The organism is Actinoplanes sp. NPDC049681 (assembly GCF_044465265.1).
Lineage (GTDB): Bacteria > Actinomycetota > Actinomycetes > Mycobacteriales > Micromonosporaceae > Actinoplanes.
Genome location: NZ_JBITLP010000004.1, coordinates 33,072 through 54,955 on the forward strand (window position 1 = coordinate 33,072; position 21,884 = coordinate 54,955).

General features: G+C 71.6%; 20 protein-coding genes. 11 read left to right on the top strand and 9 right to left on the bottom strand.

From position 1 onward, the window contains the following. Nucleotides 1–234 precede the first annotated feature (234 nt). Nucleotides 235–1,899: an FAD-dependent oxidoreductase gene (locus ACIBO8_RS14565; RefSeq protein WP_396115682.1), complete on the bottom strand. Its 1,665-nt coding sequence runs from the start codon at nucleotides 1,897–1,899 to the stop codon at nucleotides 235–237. Nucleotides 1,900–1,967: 68 nt separating this feature from the next. On the opposite strand from ACIBO8_RS14565, the gene ACIBO8_RS14570 reads away from it, so the two are divergent. Continuing rightward, the gene (locus tag ACIBO8_RS14570; protein ID WP_396115684.1) at nucleotides 1,968–2,339 is read left to right on the top strand and encodes an ankyrin repeat domain-containing protein; all 372 of its coding nucleotides are present in this window, start codon (nucleotides 1,968–1,970) and stop codon (nucleotides 2,337–2,339) included. Here ACIBO8_RS14570 and ACIBO8_RS14575 read toward each other — a convergent pair. Then, the gene (locus ACIBO8_RS14575) at nucleotides 2,326–3,909 is read right to left on the bottom strand and encodes an AMP-binding protein (RefSeq protein WP_396115685.1); all 1,584 of its coding nucleotides are present in this window, start codon (nucleotides 3,907–3,909) and stop codon (nucleotides 2,326–2,328) included. The genes ACIBO8_RS14570 and ACIBO8_RS14575 overlap by 14 nt on opposite strands. An 84-nt stretch (nucleotides 3,910–3,993) precedes the next feature. Between ACIBO8_RS14575 and ACIBO8_RS14580 the strand changes: the two genes are divergently transcribed. Together ACIBO8_RS14580 and ACIBO8_RS14585 are read left to right on the top strand one after the other, a co-directional pair. Further along, entirely contained in the window at nucleotides 3,994–4,815 is an 822-nt protein-coding gene (locus tag ACIBO8_RS14580; protein WP_396115686.1) for a LuxR C-terminal-related transcriptional regulator, read from the top strand. A gap of 10 nt (nucleotides 4,816–4,825) precedes the next feature. After that, complete coding sequence (locus tag ACIBO8_RS14585; protein WP_396115687.1) at nucleotides 4,826–5,833, top strand: LacI family DNA-binding transcriptional regulator; 1,008 nt, start codon at nucleotides 4,826–4,828, stop codon at nucleotides 5,831–5,833. A 1-nt stretch (nucleotide 5,834) separates the two neighbouring features. On the opposite strand, the gene ACIBO8_RS14590 is transcribed toward ACIBO8_RS14585, so the two are convergent. Next, the gene (locus ACIBO8_RS14590; protein ID WP_396115689.1) at nucleotides 5,835–6,839 is read right to left on the bottom strand and encodes a LacI family DNA-binding transcriptional regulator; all 1,005 of its coding nucleotides are present in this window, start codon (nucleotides 6,837–6,839) and stop codon (nucleotides 5,835–5,837) included. A 4-nt stretch (nucleotides 6,840–6,843) separates the two neighbouring features. Continuing rightward, on the bottom strand, nucleotides 6,844–7,659 hold the full coding sequence (locus tag ACIBO8_RS14595; protein ID WP_396115690.1) for a GNAT family N-acetyltransferase: 816 nt from the start codon (nucleotides 7,657–7,659) through the stop codon (nucleotides 6,844–6,846). A 20-nt stretch (nucleotides 7,660–7,679) separates the two neighbouring features. Here ACIBO8_RS14595 and ACIBO8_RS14600 point away from each other — a divergent pair, with 20 nt between their 5' ends. Next, nucleotides 7,680–8,711 (top strand): zinc-binding dehydrogenase, encoded by a 1,032-nt coding sequence (locus ACIBO8_RS14600; protein WP_396115691.1) that lies wholly within the window; start codon nucleotides 7,680–7,682, stop codon nucleotides 8,709–8,711. Nucleotides 8,712–8,738: 27 nt separating this feature from the next. Here ACIBO8_RS14600 and ACIBO8_RS14605 read toward each other — a convergent pair whose 3' ends face one another. Beyond that, entirely contained in the window at nucleotides 8,739–9,503 is a 765-nt protein-coding gene (locus tag ACIBO8_RS14605) for a class I SAM-dependent methyltransferase (protein ID WP_396115692.1), read from the bottom strand. Nucleotides 9,504–9,637: 134 nt separating this feature from the next. Beyond that, nucleotides 9,638–10,684, bottom strand: a complete 1,047-nt coding sequence (locus ACIBO8_RS14610; RefSeq protein WP_396115693.1) for a DUF5937 family protein — start codon at nucleotides 10,682–10,684, stop codon at nucleotides 9,638–9,640. 99 nt (nucleotides 10,685–10,783) lie between these two features. Between ACIBO8_RS14610 and ACIBO8_RS14615 the strand changes: the two genes are divergently transcribed. Further along, nucleotides 10,784–11,893, top strand: coding sequence for an MFS transporter (locus tag ACIBO8_RS14615; RefSeq protein ID WP_396115694.1), 1,110 nt, complete (start codon nucleotides 10,784–10,786; stop codon nucleotides 11,891–11,893). Here the strand turns inward: ACIBO8_RS14615 and ACIBO8_RS14620 are convergent. Next, nucleotides 11,890–12,723, bottom strand: coding sequence for a hypothetical protein (locus ACIBO8_RS14620; protein WP_396115695.1), 834 nt, complete (start codon nucleotides 12,721–12,723; stop codon nucleotides 11,890–11,892). The genes ACIBO8_RS14615 and ACIBO8_RS14620 overlap by 4 nt on opposite strands. Continuing rightward, the gene (locus tag ACIBO8_RS14625) at nucleotides 12,723–13,634 is read right to left on the bottom strand and encodes an N-acetylglucosamine kinase (RefSeq protein ID WP_396115696.1); all 912 of its coding nucleotides are present in this window, start codon (nucleotides 13,632–13,634) and stop codon (nucleotides 12,723–12,725) included. The genes ACIBO8_RS14620 and ACIBO8_RS14625 overlap by 1 nt, the downstream gene beginning before the upstream one ends. Nucleotides 13,635–13,729: 95 nt before the next feature. On the opposite strand from ACIBO8_RS14625, the gene ACIBO8_RS14630 reads away from it, so the two are divergent. The 6 genes from ACIBO8_RS14630 to ACIBO8_RS14655 all read left to right on the top strand — a co-directional run bounded on the left by ACIBO8_RS14630 (nucleotide 13,730) and on the right by ACIBO8_RS14655 (nucleotide 20,050). Continuing rightward, nucleotides 13,730–14,647: a MurR/RpiR family transcriptional regulator gene (locus tag ACIBO8_RS14630; RefSeq protein ID WP_396115697.1), complete on the top strand. Its 918-nt coding sequence runs from the start codon at nucleotides 13,730–13,732 to the stop codon at nucleotides 14,645–14,647. Between the two features lie 2 nt (nucleotides 14,648–14,649). Continuing rightward, a complete protein-coding gene (locus ACIBO8_RS14635; protein WP_396116386.1) occupies nucleotides 14,650–15,393 on the top strand; it encodes a sugar isomerase domain-containing protein in 744 nt (247 codons plus the stop codon). 9 nt (nucleotides 15,394–15,402) lie between these two features. Next, complete coding sequence (ngcE, locus tag ACIBO8_RS14640) at nucleotides 15,403–16,791, top strand: N-acetylglucosamine/diacetylchitobiose ABC transporter substrate-binding protein (RefSeq protein ID WP_396115698.1); 1,389 nt, start codon at nucleotides 15,403–15,405, stop codon at nucleotides 16,789–16,791. Beyond that, nucleotides 16,791–17,684 carry a carbohydrate ABC transporter permease gene (locus ACIBO8_RS14645; RefSeq protein ID WP_396115699.1) on the top strand — a complete coding sequence of 298 codons (894 nt, stop codon included), beginning with the start codon at nucleotides 16,791–16,793 and terminating at the stop codon, nucleotides 17,682–17,684. Before ngcE ends, ACIBO8_RS14645 begins: the two co-directional genes overlap by 1 nt. Next, entirely contained in the window at nucleotides 17,681–18,553 is an 873-nt protein-coding gene (locus ACIBO8_RS14650) for a carbohydrate ABC transporter permease (RefSeq protein WP_396115700.1), read from the top strand. The genes ACIBO8_RS14645 and ACIBO8_RS14650 overlap by 4 nt, the downstream gene beginning before the upstream one ends. 312 nt (nucleotides 18,554–18,865) lie before the next feature. Continuing rightward, complete coding sequence (locus ACIBO8_RS14655) at nucleotides 18,866–20,050, top strand: glycosyl hydrolase (protein ID WP_396115701.1); 1,185 nt, start codon at nucleotides 18,866–18,868, stop codon at nucleotides 20,048–20,050. A 75-nt stretch (nucleotides 20,051–20,125) separates the two neighbouring features. On the opposite strand, the gene ACIBO8_RS14660 is transcribed toward ACIBO8_RS14655, so the two are convergent. Continuing rightward, entirely contained in the window at nucleotides 20,126–21,814 is a 1,689-nt protein-coding gene (locus ACIBO8_RS14660; RefSeq protein WP_396115702.1) for an AMP-binding protein, read from the bottom strand. Between the last annotated feature and the right edge of the window lie 70 nt (nucleotides 21,815–21,884).

Genomic DNA, 21,884 nt, shown 5'->3' on the forward strand with positions numbered 1-21,884 from the left:
CAAGGCAAGCCTGGCGCGCGGCCAAGCCAAGGCAAGCCTGGCGCGCGGCCAAGCCAAGGCAAGCCTGGCGCGCGGCCAAGCCAAGGCAAGCCTGGCGCGCGGCCAAGCCAAGGCAAGCCTGGCAGGCGGCCAAGCCAAGGCAAGCCTGGCGCGTGGGAAGGCCGGGCCGGGCCTGTGAGAAACCCGGCGCGCGGCCGGCCAGAGGGAAGGCCGGCGCGCGCGCCGGAAAGCCCGTCAGCCAGGCGGTGTAACCGGAGGCGTGGCGGCGGTCCAGCGCAACGCCGCCGGGGCGTGCGCCGGCACCGCGGGCGAGCGCGGCGGGACCGGCTCGACCCGCTCGTACCCCGCCCCCGGCGCCGGGCGCGGATCCGGATCCCCGTTGTTGGGCCAGAACGACATCGCCCGCTCGGCCAGCGCCGTGATGGTGAGCGACGGATTGACCCCCAGATTGGCCGGGATGACCGACCCGTCCGCGACGTGCAGCCCCGGATAGCCGTACACCCGCTGGTAAGGGTCGACGACTCCGGTCTCCGGGGAGTCACCGATCGTCACGCCGCCGAGGATGTGCGCGGTCATCGGGATGTCGAACACGTCGCCGATCGCTCCGCCCGGGTGGCCGCCGATGGCCGTGGCGATCCTGCGTACCGCCTCGTGGCCGACGGGGATCCAGGTGGGGTTGGCGGGGCCGTGCCCGGGGCCGGTGGTGAGGCGGCCGCGGCGGGTCCGGCGTACCGTCAGCGAGTTGTCCAGGGTCTGCATGACCAGCGCGATGATGGTCCGGTCGCTCCACCGCCGGTTGGACAGCGTGCGCAGCAGCAGCAGCGGGTGCCGCAGCGCCTGCCCGAGGAACTTCACCGGCCGTGGCACCTTCCCGCCGCCGTCCACCAGCAGGGTGGTGAGCATGCCCATCGCGTTGCTGCCGGGCCCGTAGCGGACCGGCTCGATGTGGGTGTCCGGGTCCGGGTGGAACGACGAGGTGATCGCGACGCCCCGGGAGTAGGGCTCGTCGGGTACGCGCGGAGCCTGCGCACCCAGCACCGCCTCGGAATTCGTGCGCGTCAGCGACCCCAGCCGCGGCGAGAGGGCGGGCAGCACGCCGGTGTCCTTCATCGCGTGCAGCAGCCGCTGCGTGCCGAGCGCGCCCGCCGAGAGCACCACCTGCCGGGCGGTGAACACGCGCCGGCGGGTCTCCACCCGCCAGCCGCCGTGCACCGGCCGCAGCGCGGTCACCTCGGTGTCCGGATGCACGGTCGCGCCCAGCTTCTCGGCTAGGTGCAGGTAGTTCAGGTCCAGGCGGTTCTTGGCGCCCACCCGGCAGCCGATCATGCAGTCGCCGCACTCGATGCAGCCGGTGCGAGCCGGTCCGGCGCCGCCGAAGTACGGGTCCGGCACCGTCTTGCCGGGCTCGCCGAAGAACACCCCGACCGGCGTGCGGCGGAACGTCCCGCCCACGCCCATCTCCTTCGCGACCGACTCGACCACCCGGTCCGACGGCGTCATCGACGGCTGGACGGTCACGCCGAGCATGCGGGACGCCTGGTCGTAGTGAGGCTCCAGCTCGCGTGCCCAGTCGGTGATCCCCGACCAGTGCTCGTCGGTGAAGAACCGCGCCGGCGGCTGGTAGAGGGTGTTCGCGTACACGAGGGAGCCGCCGCCCACCCCCGCGGCGGAGAGCACCATGATGTCCTTGAGCAGGGTGATCCGCTGAATGCCGCGCAGCCCGAGGGCCGGTGCCCAGAGGAACGCCCGCAGGTCCCACGAAGTCTTCGGCAGCGTGTCGGGGGTGTAGCGCCGGCCGGCCTCGAGCACGCCGACGCGGTAGCCCTTCTCGGCCAGCCGCAGCGCCGTGACGCTGCCCCCGAACCCGCTGCCCACGACGACGATGTCGTAGTCCGTCATGGGTGATACTCCACCATGCCGCGGGGTGTTACACCAGAGGCGAATTTGTCTCATGCCAGGCTGGGGCGGTGAACCGGCGACGACGCAAGAAGCTGCAGCGGCGGCTCGTCGAGGCCGCAGGCTGGGGGAGCCACCAGGACGTCGCCCGGCTCCTGCGGGCCGGGGCAGATCCCAACATTCCGGACGTGTACGGCACGACCCCCCTGTATCGGGCAAGTGTGCACAACGCCTTCGTCAACGTGCGGGTGCTGCTCGCGGCGGGTGCCCGTACCGATGTCGAGAGCGGCACCGGCGAGCAGGGCCTGCCGCTCTGCGCGGCCGCGGCCTGGGGCCATGAGGAAAGTGTGCGGGAGTTGCTCGCCGCGGGCGCGGACCCCGAATTGCGGGAGGACCACGGCGCCGGGCGCAACGCACGGGAATGGGCCGTCACGCGTTCTTGAGGATGTCCACCGCCAGCTCGCGCATCTCGACCTTGCGGACCTTGCCGGTCACGGTCATCGGGAAGCCGTCGACCACGTGAACGTAGCGGGGCACCTTGAAGTGGGCCAGCCGCCCCGCGCAGAACTCCCGCACCGCCTCCGCCGTCAGCGGCTCCGCCCCCGGGCGTAGCACGACCCAGGCCATCAGCTCCTCGCCGTACTTCTCGTCCGGCACGCCGATCACCTGGACGTCGACGACATCCGGGTGCGTGTAGAGGAACTCCTCGACCTCTCGGGGATAGACGTTCTCGCCGCCGCGGATCACGAGGTCCTTGATCCGGCCGACGATGTTCACGTAGCCGTCGGCGTCCATCGTGGCCAGATCCCCGGTGTGCATCCAGCGGGCCGCGTCGATCGCCTCGGCCGTCGCCTCCGGCTGGTCCCAGTAGCCGAGCATCACCGAGTAACCCCGGGTGCAGAGCTCGCCCGGCTCGTCGCGCTCCAGGACCAGGCCGGTGGCCGGGTCCACGACCTTCGACTCGAGGTGCGGCATCACGCGGCCGACCGTTCCGGTACGCCGTTCCAGCCCGTCGTCGCGCCGGGTCATCGTGGACACGGGCGACGTCTCGGTCATGCCGTAGCAGATCGCCACCTCGCTCATGTTCATCTCGGCGACCACGCGCTTCATCACCTCGACCGGGCACGGAGAGCCTGCCATGATCCCCGTACGCAGGCTCGTCAGGTCGTACGTCCCGAAGTCCTCGAGACCCAGCTCGGCGATGAACATGGTCGGTACGCCGTACAGGGAGGTGCAGCGCTCGTCCGCGACGGCCCGCAGCGTGGCCGCGGGGTCGAAGCCCTGGGCGGGCAGGACCATCGTGGCGCCGTGCGAGGTGGCCGCGAGGTTGCCCATCACCATGCCGAAGCAGTGGTAGAGCGGCACCGGGATGCAGATGCGGTCGTTCTCGGTGTAGCCCAGGAGCTCCCCCACGAAGTAGCCGTTGTTGAGGATGTTGTGGTGCGACAGCGTCGCGCCCTTCGGGAAACCCGTGGTGCCGGACGTGTACTGGATGTTGATGGGGTCGTCGAAGGACAGTGGCTCGGCGGGCTCGCGGCCCTCGCCTGCGGCGATCAGCGCGTCCCAGTCGCCGGTGCCGATGAAGACCGTCTCGCCGAACCCGATCTCGGCGATCATCGACCGGTAGTCGCTGGTCTTGAAGGCGGCCGCGCTGACGAGCAGCCGCATGCCGGACTGCCGGACCACGTAGTCGAGCTCGTGCGTCCGGTAGGCCGGGTTGACGTTGACCAGGATCGCCCCGATGCGCGCGGTGGCGTACTGGACGATGACCCACTCCGCGCAGTTCGGTGCCCAGATGCCGACGCGATCGCCCTTGGCGATCCCGCGGGCCAGGAGGCCGCGCGCGACGTCGTCCACGACGGCGTCGAACTCCCGGTACGTCCACCGTCGCCCGGAAGGCACGTCGACCAACGCCTCGCGGTCGCCGAAGGCCGCCACTGTGCGGGCGAGGTTGGCGCCGATGGTTTCACCGAGCAGCGGCACGTCGGAGGTTCCGGAGGCATAGGAGAGCATTTCTGCAGCATGGGCCGGACAGCGCGGGGCCACCACCCCCGTACAGGGGTGGACCGCGGGCCGGGTGCGCGACATGCTGGGACCGTGCTCGAAACAGCCGACCTGACCGCCGCGCTCGGCCGGATCCGGCGGGTCACGGGGCTGCCGGTCGCGTTCGGCGGTGCGGTGGCCGCCGACGGCCGGGCCATGCGGCTGACCGGCTTCGCGGGCACGACCACGCTCGCCCTGCACGGCCTGGTGGTCAGCGCGGGCAGCGGGCTCGGCGGCCGGGTGGTGACCACGGCGCGCCCGGCGGGGGTCGAGGACTACGCCGCGGACCCGAGGATCAGCCACGAATATGACAAGCCGGTGATCGCCGAGGGCCTGCGCGCGATCGTCGCGGTGCCGGTCACGGCGGGCGCCTCCGTGCAGGCCGTGCTCTACGCGGGCACGCGGGAACCCCTGGCGGTGGGCGCGCGGGCGCTCGACGCGATGACCCGGGTGGCGGCCGGGATCGCGACGGAGCTGACCGTACGCCGGGAAGTGCAGCGCCGCCTCGACGAGATCGAAGCGGCCGCCGCCGTCTCCCGCGGTGCGCAGTGGGAGGACGTCCGGCAGGCCCACGCCGAGCTGCGCGCGATCGTTCCCGAGGTGGCGGATCCGGACCTGCGCTCGCGGCTGCGGCAGGTGTGCGCGCTGCTCGGCCGGTCGGGCGGCGATCCGCGTAAGGTCAATCCGCTGTCACCCCGGGAGCTGGACGTTCTCGCGACGGTCGCGCTGGGGTGCAGCAACGCCGAGGCGGCCCGGCGGCTGGGCCTGCTGCCGGAGACGGTGAAGAGCTATCTCCGCAACGCCATGCGCAAACTCGGCACCCACGGCCGCGTGGAGACGGTGGTGACCGCGCGTCGACTGGGCTTCCTGCCCTAAGGTCGCCACGGTGAAGAGACCGACGATCGCCGATATCGCGCGCGAGGCGGGCGTGTCCAAGGGCGCGGTGTCGTACGCCCTCAACGACCGCCCCGGCGTGTCGGCCGAGACCCGCGCCCGGATCCTCGCGATCGCCGACCGGATGGGCTTCCGGGCCAGTGCGGCCGCCCGCGCGCTGGCCGGCGCCCCGGCGCACGTGGTGGGTCTCGCCCTGCGCCGCCCGGCCAGCCTGCTGGGCGTCGAGCCGTTCTTCATGGAGCTGATCAGCGGGCTCGAGTCGGCGCTGTCCACCCGCTCGTACGCGTTGCTGCTGCAGATGGTCCCCGAGGACGACGCCGAGGCCGAGATCGAGGTCTACCAGCAGTGGTGGGTCGAGGGGCGCGTCGACGGGGTGCTGCTCTGCGACCTGCGCGCCGACGATCCGAGGGTGCCGGCGGTCGAGCGGATCGGCGTACCCGCGGTCGTGGTGGGGCCGCCCCCGCCCGAGGGTGACCTGGCGAGCCTCTGGTCCGACGACGCCGTGTCGGTGGCGACTGCGGTGGAGCATCTGGCCGGGCTGGGTCACCGGCGCATCGCCCGGGTAGCCGGCCTTCCGGGGCTCGCGCACACCGCCGCGCGGACCCGGGCGTTCGCGGAGCTCGGGCTCACCGAGGAGATGACCGTGTTCACCGACTACAGCGGGGCGGCCGGCGCGCGTGCCACCCGGGAGCTGCTCGCGGGCGACGCCCGGCCGACCGCGATCGTCTACGACAACGACGTCATGGCGATCGCCGGGCTGTCCGTGGCACGGGAGCTCGGCCGCGATGTACCCGCCGACCTGTCCATCGTGGCCTGGGACGACTCGCCCATGTGCGGGCTGGTGCATCCCCCGCTGACCGCACTGACCCGGGACATCTTCGCCTACGGCGAGCACGCGGCCCGGCTGCTGCTGGCCGTGATCGCGGGGGAGCGGGTCGGCGCCCGGCTCGACGAACCGGCCCGGCTGCTGGTGCGCGGCAGCACCGCCCCGCCGCCGTGACTCAGGCCGCTCCGGTGCTCCCGCGGACCGCCAACCGGCCGCCCGAGGCCTGCACCGGGGGAGCGACGTCGCCGTCGACGGCGGCCAGCAGCCGGGCCGCCGCCAGTGCGCCGTACCCGGCGATGTCGCGATGCACCGCGGTCAGCGGGGGCCCGACCACCTCGCACAGCGGCGAGTCCTCGCACGCCACGATGGACAGCTCCGCCGGCACCGCCAGGCCCAGCTCGCCGGCCACCCCCAGGCCCGCGATCGCCATCACATCGTTGTCGTAGACGATCGCCGTGGGCCGGTCCGCCCGGTCGAGCAGCTCCCGGGTCACCCGCGCACCCGAGTCGCCGGTGTAGTCGCCCCGCACGATCGTCGTCCGCAGGCCGAGCTCATCGGCCGCCGAGCGCAGCGCCTCGTCGCGGATCGCGGTGTGCAGCATGCCCGCCGGCCCGCTGACCCGCGCGACGTGCCGGTGCCCCAGGCCCGCCAGGTGGCCGGCCACCTCCCGGGACCAACCGCGGTCGTCGCACCACGCGCCGGGCAACCGGTCGTCGTACGTGCTGCCGACCAGCGCGGCGGGCAGGCCCAGCTCGCGCACCGCCCTGATCCGCGGATCGTCGACGCGGGGGTCGCAGATCAGCACCCCGTCGACGCGCCGCTCGGCGCTCCACCGGCGGTAGACCGCGGCCTCCTCGTCCAGGCCCGCGACCATCTGCAGGGCCAGGCCGAAGCCGTGCCCCGCCAGCTCGGCCTGGACGCCGGCGATGAGCTGCCGCCCGAAGACCTCGACGGTCAGGGCGGCCGACGAGCGCAGCAGAACCATCCCGATCGCCCGGGCCGCGGCCCCGTGCAACGCCAGCGCCGGCCCGTGCGCCCGGTAGCCCAGGTCCCGGGCGATCACCAGGATCCGCTCGCGGAGGTCGGCCGACACGCCGGGACGGCCGTTCAACGCGTACGAGACGGCGATGCGGGACACTCCGGCGCGCCGGGCGATGTCGGCCATCGTCGGTGCGCGCACGCTCCTACCGTAGTGCGTCGCCGACGCAGCTCCACTGGGCGGCGACCGGCCGGTAACCCAGCCGCGCGTTCACCGCCAGCATCGGACGGTTGGCGGCATCGTTCGATGTGTACGCGACCCGCGCGCGACAGCGGCCCAGCGCCGCGCGCTTGACCTCGTACGCCAGACCCAGTCCCCGGTATGCGGGCAGCGTCGCGGTCATGTCCGACCACGCCCGGTCCCCGTCGCGCAGCAGCAGCGAGAACGCCACCGGGCGCCCGTCGCGTACCGCCACCGTGCCCGCGTCCGTGTCGGCGTCGGGGTTGTCCCAGAATTCCGCGCGCCACCGGTCGTACGGCACCGGCGCGGGCGGGACGTCGCCCGGCTCGTCGGCGGTCGCCTCCGCGTACGCACGGTGCAGCTCGGTGAGATCCACGTCGCGCAGCCGCGGCAGATCGCTGGAGGCCCGCGGGAAATGCGTCAGGTCCACGGCCGCGTAACGGATCTCCCGGCTCGGCGTGAACCCGTGCCGGCGAGCGAACCCCAGGAATTCCGGCAAGGCGAAGACCCGTGCGGGCTCCGTCACGTGCCGGCGTGCCACCGCCAGCAGCTCCGTCCCGATACCCCGCCCCCGGTGGTCCGGATGGACGTGCAGCAGCGAGATGGTCTGCCCGTGCGCCGCCACCCACCCGACGATCTCGCTGTCCTCGACCGCCACCCACTGCGAACCGGTGATCGCCCGCCGCGTCGCCTCGACCCCCTTCACGAGGTACGGATACACGACCGCACGCAGCGCCACGACGCCGGCGGCGTCCTCGGGACGAGCGAGTCGGATCGGCATCCGGCGATTATCCTCCGACCATGATGCGCAAGGTGGTCGTCACCCCCGAAGGAGTACAGGTGGTGCCGGCCGCCGAGCCGGTGCCCGGTCCGAATGAGGCGCTGGTGCGGACCGCGGTCTCCGGGGTCTGCGGCTCGGACACCCACGCCCTGCACGGCCGCCACCCCCACGTGACCCTGCCGTACGCACCCGGCCACGAGGTCGTCGGCGTCGTGCTGGCGACCGGCGCGGACGTGACCGCCGTGCGGCCCGGCACCCGCGTGACCGTGGAACCGGACCTGCCGTGCTGGGCGTGCAAGCAGTGCCGGGCGGGCCGGGAGAACCTCTGCGAGCACCTCGGCTTCTTCGGCTGCGGCGCCGAGCAGGGCGGGATGGCGGACCTCTTCACCATCGACGCCCGCCGCCTGCACACGGTCCCGGACGAGCTCGACGACACGACGGCCGCGCTGATCGAGCCGCTGGCCACCCCGGTGCACGCCACCCGCCTGGCCGGCCCGCTCGAGGGCCGGGCGGTGGCCGTCCTGGGCGCCGGCACGATCGGCCTGCTCACTCTCCGGGTGGCCCGGCTGCGCGGCGCACGCCGCATCGTGATGACGGCCCGGTCCCCGCGCACCCGCGAGCGCGCAACGGCATTCGGTGCCGACGCCGTCGTGGACGCCACCGCTCCCGACGCGGCCGAGCAGGTACGGGCGGCACTGGGCGAGAGCGCCGACGTGGTCTTCGACTGCGTCGCCGAGGAGTCGACCCTGCGCCAGGCGCTGGCCATGGCGAACAAGGGCGGCACCGTGGTGGTCGTCGGGGTGCCGCCGGGCGACGTCAGCGTGCCGCTCGCCCTGGTGCAGGACAGCCAGCTCCGGATCCAGGGCAGCGCCACGTACCTGCCGGCCGACTACGCCGAGGCGATGGTTCTGCTGCGCGACGGCGTGGTGTCGGCCACCGATTTCGTGACCGCGGTACGGCCGCTGACCGAAGCCGCGGCGGCCTTCGCGGATGCGGAGAGCGGCAGCCACCTCAAGGTGCTCGTCGCCCCGGACCCGGCCGCACTGAGGTGAGGGCATCGGTGGCGACGGGCAGCGAACTCAGCTGCTTGGGCGCAGCCAGTAGTGCAGCGCGGCAGGGCCGGCGGCTCCGTGATAGCGACCCCACTCCTCGAACCGCTCGATATCGAAACCGCACCGCGTGAAGATCGGCCGGGCCCTGTTGTCGTCGATCATCAATTGGTGCAGGTCGTCTGGACGTTCGTGCTGGTCGAACGTGAGGTACGCGAGGCCGTCCGGCTTGAGGTACCGGCGCAGGTTGGCGATCGCCGCCTCGAAGTCGTACCCGTGGTCGAGAGCGTTGACCGAGACCAGGAGGTCGGCGCGCCCGTGCAGCGCCGGGATCTCCTTCTCGGCCGGATTTGCGTACACCTCCGCCGCCCGGTCGAGATCTTGCCATTCCACCTCGGCGATGTATTTGTCCGCCAGCGGTTCGATCGCGGCGATCTTGGCGCCTTGGAAATAGAGGGTGCGCAGCCGGCTGCCGGCGCCGACGTCAATGATCCATTTGTCGTCCCAGCCCGTCGCGTCGAACCCGCGCCTCTCCCAGAACTTTTTGTTCTTGCTCTCCCACTCATCGGTGGAGCGGAGGTTGGGTCGCTTGTGGAACGCCAGTTCCCCGGGCTGGGCCACGTTGCCCCAGGTCTCGGGGTCGATGGCCGCCGGCTTCTCGAGCTGGCTGAGCCGAGTCCGGATCTCGGCAAGCTGAGCGTTCTGCCGCTGCAGCACTTTCATGATATTCGCTTCGCTGTGGCGGATGACATTGTCACCGCGGACACGCTTCAGCCATTGCTTGAGATTCGCCATGCCACACCTTAACGGAGGGCACGGGCGCAGGGGGCCCTGCGCGAATACCGGCGCATCAACATCATGGTGGCGAAATGAACTGCGCCAGATCGGGATCCTGCGATGGTGCGGCAGAGGCCGGTAGCCGGAACGGCTCAGCGCAGCAGGACCGCGATCAGATCCGTGCCCAGCGCCGCCGTGGCCGACAGGTCCAGCTGGTGGCTGACGTAGCGGCCGCGCCGGGTCGTCACCGTGAGGCCGGCTTTCTTGAGGACCGCCAGGTGCCGGGAGACCTCCGGCGCGCTCAATTGCCAGGCCTCGGCGAGCTCGCTCGTGGTGCTCGCTCCCCGTGCCAGGGTCCGGCACAGCCGCAGCCGTACGGGATGGGCCAGCGCATCGATCCGCCGCCGCACCACGTCCAGCGACACCGGTTCTTCCGCGGCCGTGGGGTACTGCACGACCGGCCGGCGACCGGGAGCGTGCACGGTGAGCAGGTGCGGGCGGCCGAAGGCGGTAGGGATGAAGGTCAGCCCGTCGTCGGCGCTGGTCCAGTTGTCCTGCAACTTGTCGAGCACGATCCGGGTGCCCGCGAGGGTCATCGCCGGGGACATCGCCGCCAGCGCCGCTCCGAGGCCTTGCCGCTCGTGCAGGTCGCTCATGCGCCGGGCGTCGGCCGCGAGGGCGAACGCGACCCGCCGCCAGGCCTCGCCGAAGAATTCGTCGACGCAGTCCTCGAGCAGGCGCCGGACGCGTACCCGGACCGAGGCGGGATCGTCGAGAAGCTGTTCGGCGAAGGTGGCCTGGACCGGCCCGCGGGCCCGCGCCAGATCCCTGAGGCGATCCGGCTCGGTACGCCGGAACGACAACCGCGACGATCCACAGGTGGTGACGAGCGCGTCCGCCACGTATGCCTCGTCGCTGAGCGCGTCCACGTCGTCGAGCTCCTCGGCGAGGGTCGCGCGGGGGCGGGCGGGCACCAGGAAGTCGGCGCGCGACGAGTGCCAGAGGAATTCCGCCTCGAGCAGCCGGTCGGTGAACGACGGCTTGCATCCCGCCAGCACGCCGGCCGCCCAGGACTGCAGTGCCGGATGGTGCGCGGGGGCCGACAGGACGTGCAGCATCGCGCCCAGCTCGGCCAGCGGTGAGGCGGCGAAGAGGCAGCGCTCGGCGGGGAGTCCGGTGATGTCGATGGTCAGGGCCACGCCGCTATTCTGACGGCGCTTCGCCCGTACGCCCGTGACAGTTGACGCGAACCGTCAATCCGCGGGCCCTTCGGGGCTGCGTGGCGGACGGTCGGCGGCATGCTCTCGTATCGCTTCGCGGTCGCCCTCGCGGTGGACGCCCTCGGTTCGGGCCTCCTGCGGCCCTTTCTCCTCCTGTACGGCCTCAGCGTGCTGCACCTGTCGGCGGCGTTCGCGGGCCTGGCGCTGACGGTGGGACTGCTCGCCGGGCTGGCGGGCATCCCGCTGCTCGGACGCTGGATCGACGCGGGCGGCCGGCGGGCGCCGATGGCGGCGACGATGTTCATCCGGGTCGCGGGCATCGGGGTGCTGCTGCTCGGCCGCGGCATGCCCGGCTTCCTGGTGGCGGCGCTGCTGCTCGGCGCGGGCAACCAGGCGCTGCCGGCCGCGCAGGCCGCGCTGGTCACCGCCCTTGTCGACGGCCCCGCGGACCGGGCGCTGGCGACCGCCCGGACGATCCGCAACGCCGGCCTGGGCTTGGGTGCGCTCGTCGCGGCCGCGGCGGCGGACTCGCTGCGCGTGCTGGCCGCCGTCAACGGCATGGGCTACCTGCTCGCGGGCGTGCTCGTCCTGTCGCTGCCGCGCCTGCGCCTGACAGCCGCGCCGGTCGCGGCCGGCGGCAGTGCCGGCCTCGGGCCCCTGGCCTGGGCCAACCTGCCGTACGCACTGTGTTTCGGGGTGCTTGAGGTCGCTCTGCCGGTGCTGCTGGTGACCCGGATGCACGCCTCGCCGGCCTGGTCGGCGGCGTTGTTCGCGGGCAACACCGTGCTCGTGGTGGCGGTGCAGGTGCTGCTCGTCGTGCGCCTGCGCCGGCTGCCCCGGCGTACCGTCCTGGCCGCCGCCGGTGTCGTGCTCGCCGCGTCCTACGTCGGGTTCTGGGCCGCCGGTCCGGTCGGTCCGGCGGCGGTCGCGCTGGTCGCGGTGCCCTACACCCTGGGCGAGATCCTGTACGCCGGCACCGGCACCGCCCTGGTCGCCGCCGCCGCGCCGCCCGGGGCCCTCGGCCGGGCGCTGGCCCGCTGGCAGCTCTCCACGGGAATCGGCAACGCCGCTGCGCCCGCTGTGCTGACGGCGCTGTTGTCGATCGGTCCCGGCCTGCTGTGGGGCCTGCTGGCCGGGACCACGCTGGCGGCGGCCGCCGCGGTCCGCCGCTGGGCGCCCGCGGTCTAAGCGCGCGGTACGCCCATCGGATTGGGATACGGTATGACGACGCCGACCGCGGTGGCCAGGGGCGCCAGCAGCTCGGCCAGCCGCGCCTGATCGCCGGTGTCGAGTGCGGACCACGGCTGGGCGGCCAGCCGGTCGGTGCGGTCCTCGACGGCCCGGTGGACGTCCGCCGCCTCGGGGGTGGGCCGGCCGTCCTCATCCAGCCAGCCGCGCTCCGCCAGTTCCCGGCTCGCGGCGTCCCACTCCTCGTCGGTCCAGCCGCGGTTGGGCTGGAGCTGGTCCCTGCCGCCGTACAGCGCGTCCCGGAGCACGAGCGCCTGGCAGCCGGTCACTTCGGCGTCGACCAGCGCGGCGATGTGCCCGTCGCCGCGGTGCTCACGCAGCACCGTCGCGGCGTGCCACAGCCGGGGGAGCGGCTCGGCCGGGCGGGGGAGCGCGGCGTTGGCGGCGCCGAGCGCACGGCCGGCGGTCACGGCCGCCTGCGCCGCGGCCTCCAGCAGGTCGGCCGCCGCCGACCACCGTGCCGGATCGTCGGGCAGGACCGCCCGCAGCGCGGCCACCGCGCCTTCGAGGCGGGCCGCCAGGGCCTGCTCCGGGGACGCGCGCTGCCAGACGTCGGGGAGGGCGCGGGCCACCATGGCCGGGGCGAAGGAGAAGAACAGCGCGGTGACCGGTGCCGCCGTGACCGCCCCGAGCGGGGCGGCGCGCCCGGCGAAGTAGCCCCGCCAGAATCCCCGCAGTCCGGCGCCCTCGAAGGCGGTCCGGGCCTCGGGCGCGAAGTAGGTGACCGCGTGCAGCGGCTCGTACAGCTGCCACAGGTGTCGAATTCCCATCACGAGAGCATGCGCCGGTGCAGTCCGGCGGCTGTCTCCGGGTCGAGGGCCAGCGTGCGGCGCAGGGCCAGCCAGGCGGCGCCGGCGGCCGGGTCGCGGGCGGTCGCCACCGGCTCGGTCAGGGCGGCGAGGACCGCCGCGCGGACCGGGGTGGGCTCGGTCAGCAGCCCGCCGGCGAGCACCACCGGGCCGTCGGGCGGCCCGAGTTCGGTCAGCGTGGCGACCAGGCGCGCGGCGGCGTCGGCCGTCAGGCGGGTCGCGAGCGGATCGTCCGAGGCGCACACGAGCGGTGCGAGCGCGGCGAAGGCGGCGGGGTGTTGCCGGCCGGCCCAGTGCACGAGTTCGTCGCAGGAGCTCGCGCCGGCGTGGGCCGCCACCTTCGCGGCCAGTCCCTCCGGTGTGGACGTCCAGGAACGGGCGACCGAGCGGACCGCCTGCAGGCCGAGCCAGAGCCCGGAGCCCTCGTCGCCGAGCAGCCAGCCGAGCCCGTCCGCGGTGCCGGTGATCCGCCAGCCGTCGATGCGCGCCGCCACGGCCCCGGTGCCGGCGATCAGGGCGGCGCCGCGGGCGGCCGGTACGCCGGAGGCGAAGGCGGTGACCGCGTCGCCGGTGACCTCGATCGGGCAGCTCAGGCCCAGTGCCGCCCACTCGTCGTCGAAGGCTGCGGCGATCGCCGGATCGGTGAGTACGGCGACGCCCGCGATCCCGGCGACGCCCCCGATCACCGCCCCGGGGTCGTGGCGGGTCAGGGCCGCGCGGACCGCCGTACCGATGGCTCGGACGGCCGCGACCCCCGCGGACGTGGGGTTGCCCGGCCCGGCCGATCCGCGGCCGACGATCTCGCCCCCCGCCGTGGCCACGACCGCCCGGGACGCCGTCCCTCCGGCGTCGACACCCACCACCAGCTTCATGGCCCAGATCGAAACATAGAAATTTCTTGTTGACCAGACGATGAAGTGGTCGTAATTTTCATCGGCATAGCTCATCGATGAAAAGGACGACCACGGTGACGGGTGAGAGCGGCGGGCTGCTGGGGCGCCTGCGCATCGAGGGACCGACCATGCCGGAGGCGCTGGCGAAGATCGCCGAGACGATCCTCGCCGACCCCGAGACGGCCGCGCACGCCAGCATCGTCGACCTGGCCGAGCGGTCCGGGACCTCGACCGCGACGGTCACCCGCTTCTCCCGGGCGCTCGGTTTCAAGGGGTACGCGAACCTGCGCGTGGCCGTGGCCACCGAGACCGGACGCGCCGAGCAGGCCCGCTGGGAGACCGACATCAGCGGCGACATCCACCCCGGCGACCAGACCGAGAAGGTCCTGGACATCATCACCGCCGCGGACACCCGCGCCATCCAGGCCACCGCCTCCGGGCTCGACACCGACGCGATCGAGCGGGTCGCGGCCGCCATCGCCGGCGCGGGCCGGGTGGAGATCTTCGGCCTGGGCAGCAGCGGTACGGCGGGCAGCGAGATGGCCTTCCGCCTGGAGCGCATCCGCGTCCCGGTGCGCTACCGGGCGGACACCCACACCGCGCTGACGAACGCGGCGCTGCTCGGCCCCGGCGACGTGGCGATCGCCCTGTCCCACTCGGGGCGTACCCGCGAGGCCATCGAAATGCTCGCCGAGGCCGCGGACCACGGCGCGATGACGGTGGCGGTGACGAGCTTCGCCCGCTCGCCGCTCGCCGAGGTCGCCGACGTCGTCTTCACCACCTCGGTGCACGAGACCACGTTCCGGCTGGCCGCGCTCTCCGCCCTGCACTCGCAGCTGCTGATCCTCGACCTGATCTATGTGGCGGTCGCCCAGCGCACGTACGAGCGGACCGCCGAGGCCCTGGAGCTGACCGTACGAGCCGTCGACGCGCACCGCCTGCCGGACACCCCCGCCAACCGCAAGCGAGCACGGAGGGACAAGCCGCTGTGACCATCACGAGCGCCGACTACGTCGAGGCGATCCGGGACGCGATCGACCGTGCCGGCACCACCCAGCGCGACGCGGTGGCGCGGGCCGCCGGCGTGTTCACCGCGACGCTGCAGGCGGGCGGGGTGATCCAGGCGTTCGGCTGCGGCCACTCCGAGGCGCTCGCCATGGAGATCGCCGGCCGGGCCGGTGGCCTGGTGCCGACCAACCGGATCGCCCTGCGCGACATCGTCCTCTACGGCGGCGAACCGGCCGGCGTCCTCGCCGACCCCCAGCTCGAACGCACGCCCCGGGTCGCGCACCGCCTCTACGAGCTGGCCCCGATCAAACCCGACGACGCGTTCGTCATCGCCAGCAACTCCGGCGTGAACGGCGCGGTCGTCGAGATGGCCCAGCTCGTCAAGCAGCGCGGCCACGCACTGGTGGCAATCACCTCGCTGGCCCACTCGGCCCGGGTCGCATCCCGGCACGCCAGCGGTCGCAAGCTCACCGATCTCGCCGACGTCGTGCTCGACAACGGCGCACCCTACGGCGACGCGGCCCTCTCGTACGGCGACGGCGCCGTCGGTGCGGTCTCGTCGATCACCGCGGCGCTGCTCGCCCAGCAGATCGTCGTCGAAGTGGTGGCGCGGCTGCTGGCGCTCGGCGTCACCCCGCCGGTCTACCTGTCCGACAACGTGCCGGGCGGGCGCGAACACAACCGACAGCTCGAGGCGCGCTACGCCGGGCGCATCCGGCGTACCGCATAGGGAGGGCCCATGTCCGCGACCAGAAGAAACCTGCTTCTCAGCGCCGCGGCGCTGCCGTTCCTCTCCGCCTGCGTCACCGGTGGCGGTGACGACGACGATCCCGCTGCCGGCAACACCGGCACCAAGAGCGCCGACAACCCCCTGGGGGTCAAGGCCGACGCTCCGCTCGAGGTCGTCATCTTCAAAGGCGGGTACGGCGACGAGTACGCCAAACGCGCGGAAACCCGGTACACGCAGAAGTACACCGGCGCGAAGATCGACCACAAGGGCCTGCAGAAGGTCGGCGAGGCGCTGCAGCCGAGATTCGTCGCCGACACGCCCCCGGACGTCGTGGACAACACCGGCGCCGGCCGCCTCGACATCGCCACCCTCGTCACGGCCAAGCAGGTCACCGACCTGACGTCACTGCTCGACGCGCCCGCGTTCGACGATCCGGCGAAGAAGGTCCGCGACACGCTGCTGCCCGGCGTGGTGGACGACGGCACCTTCGACGGGGTGCCGCAGACGCTCAACTTCACGTACACGGTGTGGGGCCTCTGGTACTCGAAGAAGCTGTTCACCGCGAAGGGCTGGGCGTACCCGAAGACCTGGGACGAGATGCTCACGCTCTGCGCGACCATCAAGGCCGCGGGCATCGCACCCTGGACCTACCAGGGCAAGTACCCGGAGTACATCAACGACCCGCTGCTCAGCATGGCCGCGAAGACCGGCGGCCTCCCGCTGGTGAAGGCGGTCGACAACCTCGAACCGAACGCGTGGAAGGCCCCCGGGCTGGCCGCCGCCGCGGAAGCGTTCGCGGAACTGGCCGGCAAGGGCTACCTCATGGCCGGCGCCGAGGCGCTGTCCCACACCGAGGCCCAGGCCGCGTGGTGCCAGGGCAAGGCTGCGTTCATCCCGTGCGGCTCGTGGCTGGAGAGCGAGCAGAAGGGCGTCACCCCGGACGGTTTCGACATGGTCATGGCCCCGGTGCCGGCGCGTACCGCCTCGGACCAGCTCGAGCAGACCGCGGTGCAGGCGGCCAGCAGCGAGTCGTTCCTCGTGCCGGCCAAGGCGAAGAACCCCGCCGGCGGCATGGAATACCTGCGGATCCTCTTCTCGAAGCAGTCGGCCAAGGCTTTCGCCGAGACCGCGGGCACCCTGCCGGCGGTCGCCGGCGCCACCGAAGGCCTGACGCTGAGCAGCGGCCTGGGCTCGGTCCGCGACGCGGTGACGGCCGCGGGATCGGAGACCTTCACCTACCGATTCCGTACGTGGTACGCCCCGCTCGCCAAGGCGGTCGACGACGCCACGGGCGAACTGGTCACCAGGAGGATCACCGCCGCCCAGTGGTCGGACCGGATCCAGAAGGCAGCGGATGCGCTCGCCAAGGACTCCTCGGTCAAGAAGTACACCCGCTGATGAGACACGGCCGGTGGCGGTTCCTGGCCGGGGCCCTGATCCCCGCGCTGGCGCTGCACGTCGTCTTCGTGCTGTCGCCGTACGCGCAAGCCTTCTACCTGTCGCTGACCGACTGGACCGGCGTCGCAGGCGTTGCCCACTTCATCGGCGCGGCGAACTACACCCGCCTCGCCGAGGATTCGCTGTTCCTCGACGCCGTCCGCAACAACGCGCTGATGCTCGTCCTGGTCCCGTTCGCCACCATCGCCATCGGCCTGTTCCTGGCCAGCATGCTGCACCTGGGCGGCCGCGGCGGCCGACGGGGCATCGCCGGCTCAGGGGCGTACCAAATCATCTATTTCTTTCCGCAGTTGCTGTCCCTGGTCGTGGTGGCGGTGCTGTGGAGCTTCGTCTACAACCCCACCACCGGCCTGCTCAACGGAGCCCTGCACGCGCTGGGCCTGCGAGGACCGTCCTGGCTGGCATCGCCGTCCCTCGCCCTCCCGGCCGTGATGGCGGTTCTGGTCTGGTCCTCGGTCGGCTTCTACGTCGTCCTGTTCAGCGCGGCGATCGACGGCATCCCCCCGGAGCTGTTCGAGGCGGCCCTGATCGACGGGGCGGGCGGCTGGACGACGTTCGCCAGGGTGACCCTGCCGCTCGTCCGCGACACCGTCCAGGTCGCCTTCGTCTACCTGGGAATCGCGGCGCTCGACGCGTTCGCGGTGGTGCAGGTGATGACGGTCGGCCCGGGCGGCCCGGACGGCGCCACCGAGGTCATCGGCCTGTCGCTCTACCGGAACGCCTTCCAGTACGGGAAGTTCGGATACGCCTCGGCCATGGGCGTCGCCCTGTTCTTCGCCACGCTGACCCTCGCCGTGCTCGCCCTGCGCGGCAACCGCAAGGGGTTCGCATGACTCTGTCGCTCTCCCTCACCCGCTCTCGCCGGATCACCGTGCAGCCACGCTCGCTGCGATCCGCGCCCGTGCACCTCGCCATGCTGGCCTGGGCGGTCGTCACGGCGCTGCCGCTGCTGTGGGCGGTGGTCAGCTCGTTCAAGACCGACGAGGAGATCCTCAACGACCCGTGGTCCCTGCCGGCCACCCCGCAGGCCGGCAACTGGGCGCGGGCCTGGAACGAAGCCAGCATCGGCCGGTACTTCCTCAACAGCCTCATCGTGGTCGGCGGGGCTCTGCTGCTGACGATGCTGCTGGGCTCGCTGGTGGCGTACGCCCTGGCCCGCTACGAATTCCGCGGCAACCGGATCGTGTACTACACGTTCGTCGCGGCCATGTTCTTCCCGGTGTTCCTGGCGCTGGTGCCCTTGTTCTTCGTGGTGCAGCAGCTCGGGTTGCTGGGGACGTATCAGGGGCTCGTGCTGGTGTACGCGGCCTACGCCGTACCGTTCACGGTCTTCTTCCTGCACGCGTTCTTCCGCACGCTGCCGGGGGAGGTCGCGGAGGCGGCCTTCATGGACGGCTGCTCGCACGGGGCGGTGTTCTTCCGCATCATGCTGCCGATGGCCCGGCCGGGGCTGGTCGCTGTCGGGATCTTCAATTTCCTGGGGCTGTGGAACCAGTACCTGCTTCCGCTGGTTCTGAACCCCGACCCGGATCGGTACGTCCTGGCGCAGGGGTTGGCGGCTCTGTCGGTGAGTCAGGGATATCGCAGTGATTGGAGTGGGCTGTTCGCCGGGTTGACCATCGCGATGCTGCCGGTGCTGGTCGCCTACATCGCGTTCCAGAGAAACATCCGCGCCGGAATGACCGCCGGGGCGGTCAAGTAGTTCCGGGTTCTTCCCTCCCTCCGATCCCTCGGTCTCGCGCCGTCCACCTTGTTCCCTTCCCCTTTTCTCTCCTCCCTCGTCCCTATATCCCCTACCCCTTATCTCACCGCCTCTCCCACTGCCTTTCCTTCTCGCTCGGCTTCATCTCTCGCCCTCCACCTCCCGGGTCATCACGCTTGTCATCCCCTCCTGCTGCTGTTCCTTCGTTTCCGCTCCTCGTTCGCTCCTGCTCCTTCGGTGCCTCTTCTCGTCCCCATCCTGCTGCCCCTTCCTTGTCCCCTGTTCCTCGTCCCCCTTTGGAGGAATCGACTCATGTCCATCAAGCCTCTTGCTGTCGCCGGGGTGGCCGCCCTGGCGGGTGTGTTCGCTGTCGTGGCGAACGCTCCCAGCGCATCAGCCGCCGACTGCGGCTATCTCTTCGATGACTTCCACTACGCCTCGTCCGCGGATCCGAACCTGTCATCGCACGGCTGGACACCTCGCAGTTACGCCGGCGGACCGGGCGTGCCGGGCGCCACCTGGTCACCGAACAGCATCTCCTTCCCGACGGCGGACGGGCAGAAGGTCATGCAGCTCACCGCGTCGACGGACGGCACCGGCGGCGGCACCAACCACGCAGAGCTGTACAGCACGCAGAAGCGCTACTTCGAAGGCACGTACGCCAGCCGCATCCGTTTCACCGACACCCCGACGACCGGCGCCGACGGCGACCACATCAACGAGACGTTCTTCACGATCAGCCCCCTCAACGGCGACATGGACCCGACCTACAGCGAGCTGGACGTGTCGGAGTACCTGCCCAACGGAGGCTGGGGCGAGACAGGACCGATCAACTACCAGACGACCTGGTACACCTACCGAGCCGACCCCTGGTACGCCGACAACGTGCATTCGTCCCAGCGCAACTCCCTCAACGGCTGGCACGATCTCGTAGCCACCGTCGCCAACGGCCACGTCATCTACTACATCGACGGCGTCCAGGTCGGCGACCACTCGGGCAAGTACTACCCCCGGCAGACGATGACCATCAACTGGAACCTGTGGTTCATCGACACGGCGGCCCACACAGGTGGCCTGTCGACGTACATCGAGCAGGTCGACTGGGTCCTGTTCGCCATGAACCAAGCACTGACCCCCGCCCAGGTAAGCGCGCGAGCCGCCGGGTACCGCAGCACCGGAACCACGTTCACGGACACGGTGGAGACGTCGGGCGGAGGCTGCACCGACCCGTCGACGCCGCCCTCGACCCCGCCGTCCACCCCACCCTCGACCCCGCCGTCCAGCCCGCCGCCGGCCGGTGACTGCTCGTCGGCCCCGGAGTGGTCGTTCTCGGCGGTGTACACGGGCGGACAGACGGTGAAGCACGAAAAGAGCAAGTACGGCGACCCGAACGGGCCGGCCTCGGGTGAGGGTAAGCATGTGTGGCGGGCGCGGTATTGGACGCAGGGCTCCGAACCGGGCTGGACCCAGCAGTGGGAAGACCTTGGGCGCTGTTGAGTTTTCGGTTGGTGGTGACGAGGGTCCGTCCCGCGGTGTGGGGCGGGCCCCCCATCGCTTCGCTTCCCGCCGCGATCACCCCTTGTCGCGGTATTCGCCGGGCGGAACGGCGTCCGCGGATCCGTACTTCGTGCGCTCGGCGTCGCGAAGCTGAACGCGCCGAATCTTGCCCGAGATCGTCTTCGGTAGCTCGGTGAACTCGATGCGCCTCACCCGCTGGTAAGGCGACAAATGCGCGCGGCAATGAGCAAAGATCGCATCGGCCGTCGCCTCATCGGCGGCCCAGCCGTCGGCGAGGACGACGTACGCCTTGGGCACGTTGAGCCGCAACGGGTCAGGCGACGGCACCACCGCGGCTTCCACTACGGCTGCATGTTCGATGAGCACGCTCTCGAGTTCGAACGGCGAGATCCGGTAGTCGGAGGCCTTGAACACGTCGTCGGTACGGCCCACGTAGGTGATGTAGCCGTCCGAGTCCCGGGACCCGATGTCGCCGGTGTGGTAGTACCCGCCGGCCATCGCCGCGGCCGTCATTTCCACGTCGCCGTGGTATCCGACCATGAGGCCGAGCGGTCGCGGGTCCAACTCCAGGCAGATCTCGCCCTCCTCCGCCGGCTCACCCGTCGCCGGGTCAAGCAGTGCGACCCGATAGCCGGGCACCGGACGCCCCATCGAACCGGGGCGCACGACCTGCCCTGGCGTGTTGGCGATCTGGACGGTCGTCTCGGTCTGGCCGAACCCGTCGCGGATCGTCACGCCCCAAGCCTTCTGCACCTGGTCGATGACCTCGGGATTGAGCGGTTCCCCGGCGCCGACCACCACGCGCGGCGGGTCGGTGAGCGTACTGAGGTCGGACTGAATGAGCATGCGCCACACGGTCGGGGGAGCGCAGAAGCTCGTCACCCCGCACCGTTGCATCTCACTCAACAACCGCGGCCCATCGAACCGCGAATAGTTGTGAATGAACACGCACGCCTCCGCGTTCCACGGGGCGAAAACGTTGCTCCAGGCGTGCTTCGCCCATCCCGGCGACGAGATGTTGAGATGGATGTCGCCGGGCCGCAAGCCGATCCAGTACATCGTCGACAGGTGCCCGACGGGATACGACGCGTGCGTGTGCTCCACGAGCTTCGGCCGTGCCGTCGTACCCGAGGTGAAGTACAGCAGCAGCGTGTCGCCTGACCGTGTCACACCGTCGGCCGCGAATTCCGAGCTTGCCGCGTACGCGTCATGAAAGGCGTGCCAGCCGTCGACAGGCGCGCCCACGGCGATGCGGGTGACCGCCGATTCGACGTCGGTGAACCGTTCGGTCGCCGAGGACAGAGCAATCACGTGCTGAGCCCCGCCGCGCGACACTCGGTCCCGAGCATCGGCGGCACCCAGCAACGGCGTTGCGGGAATGATGACCGCGCCCAGCTTCATGACCGCGAGAATCGTCTCCCAAAGCTCCACCTGATTGCCGAGCATGAGGACGACCCGGTCACCGCGGGCAACACCGCGGAGGCGAAGCCAGTTGGCTACCTGATTGGACCGCCGAGCCATGTCCGCGAACGAAAAGCGCTGCTCCGCACCATCCGCCTCAACGATCCAGAGCGCCGGGTTGTCGTTGCCGGCTGCGATCACGTCGAACCAGTCGAGCGCCCAGTTGAACTCGTCGAGCTGAGGCCATGCGAAGTCAGCGTAGGCGCGGCTGTAGTCCTCACGGTGCTCCAAGAGGAAGTCCCGCGCCGCACGGAATGTCACCGTGCCGTCCGTCGTCGCCACATCTCCTCCTCGTAGCTCAACGTGGCCGCCCATGTGGAAGCCAGTCGACTCCGCCCAGCCTGCGCCTGGT

What these genes read in the sequence shown, in the direction of transcription:
- ACIBO8_RS14575 (WP_396115685.1), bottom strand. Translation starts at nt 3,909, where the DNA reads ATGCTCTCCTATGCCTCCGGAACCTCCGACGTGCCGCTGCTCGGTGAA.
- ACIBO8_RS14655 (WP_396115701.1), top strand. Translation starts at nt 18,866, where the DNA reads ATGTCCATCAAGCCTCTTGCTGTCGCCGGGGTGGCCGCCCTGGCGGGT.
- ACIBO8_RS14595 (WP_396115690.1), bottom strand. Translation starts at nt 7,659, where the DNA reads ATGCCGATCCGACTCGCTCGTCCCGAGGACGCCGCCGGCGTCGTGGCG.
- ACIBO8_RS14615 (WP_396115694.1), top strand. Translation starts at nt 10,784, where the DNA reads ATGCTCTCGTATCGCTTCGCGGTCGCCCTCGCGGTGGACGCCCTCGGT.
- ACIBO8_RS14605 (WP_396115692.1), bottom strand. Translation starts at nt 9,503, where the DNA reads ATGGCGAATCTCAAGCAATGGCTGAAGCGTGTCCGCGGTGACAATGTC.
- ACIBO8_RS14625 (WP_396115696.1), bottom strand. Translation starts at nt 13,634, where the DNA reads ATGAAGCTGGTGGTGGGTGTCGACGCCGGAGGGACGGCGTCCCGGGCG.
- ACIBO8_RS14645 (WP_396115699.1), top strand. Translation starts at nt 16,791, where the DNA reads ATGAGACACGGCCGGTGGCGGTTCCTGGCCGGGGCCCTGATCCCCGCG.
- ACIBO8_RS14620 (WP_396115695.1), bottom strand. Translation starts at nt 12,723, where the DNA reads ATGGGAATTCGACACCTGTGGCAGCTGTACGAGCCGCTGCACGCGGTC.
- ACIBO8_RS14565 (WP_396115682.1), bottom strand. Translation starts at nt 1,899, where the DNA reads ATGACGGACTACGACATCGTCGTCGTGGGCAGCGGGTTCGGGGGCAGC.
- ACIBO8_RS14600 (WP_396115691.1), top strand. Translation starts at nt 7,680, where the DNA reads ATGATGCGCAAGGTGGTCGTCACCCCCGAAGGAGTACAGGTGGTGCCG.
- ACIBO8_RS14650 (WP_396115700.1), top strand. Translation starts at nt 17,681, where the DNA reads ATGACTCTGTCGCTCTCCCTCACCCGCTCTCGCCGGATCACCGTGCAG.
- ngcE (WP_396115698.1), top strand. Translation starts at nt 15,403, where the DNA reads ATGTCCGCGACCAGAAGAAACCTGCTTCTCAGCGCCGCGGCGCTGCCG.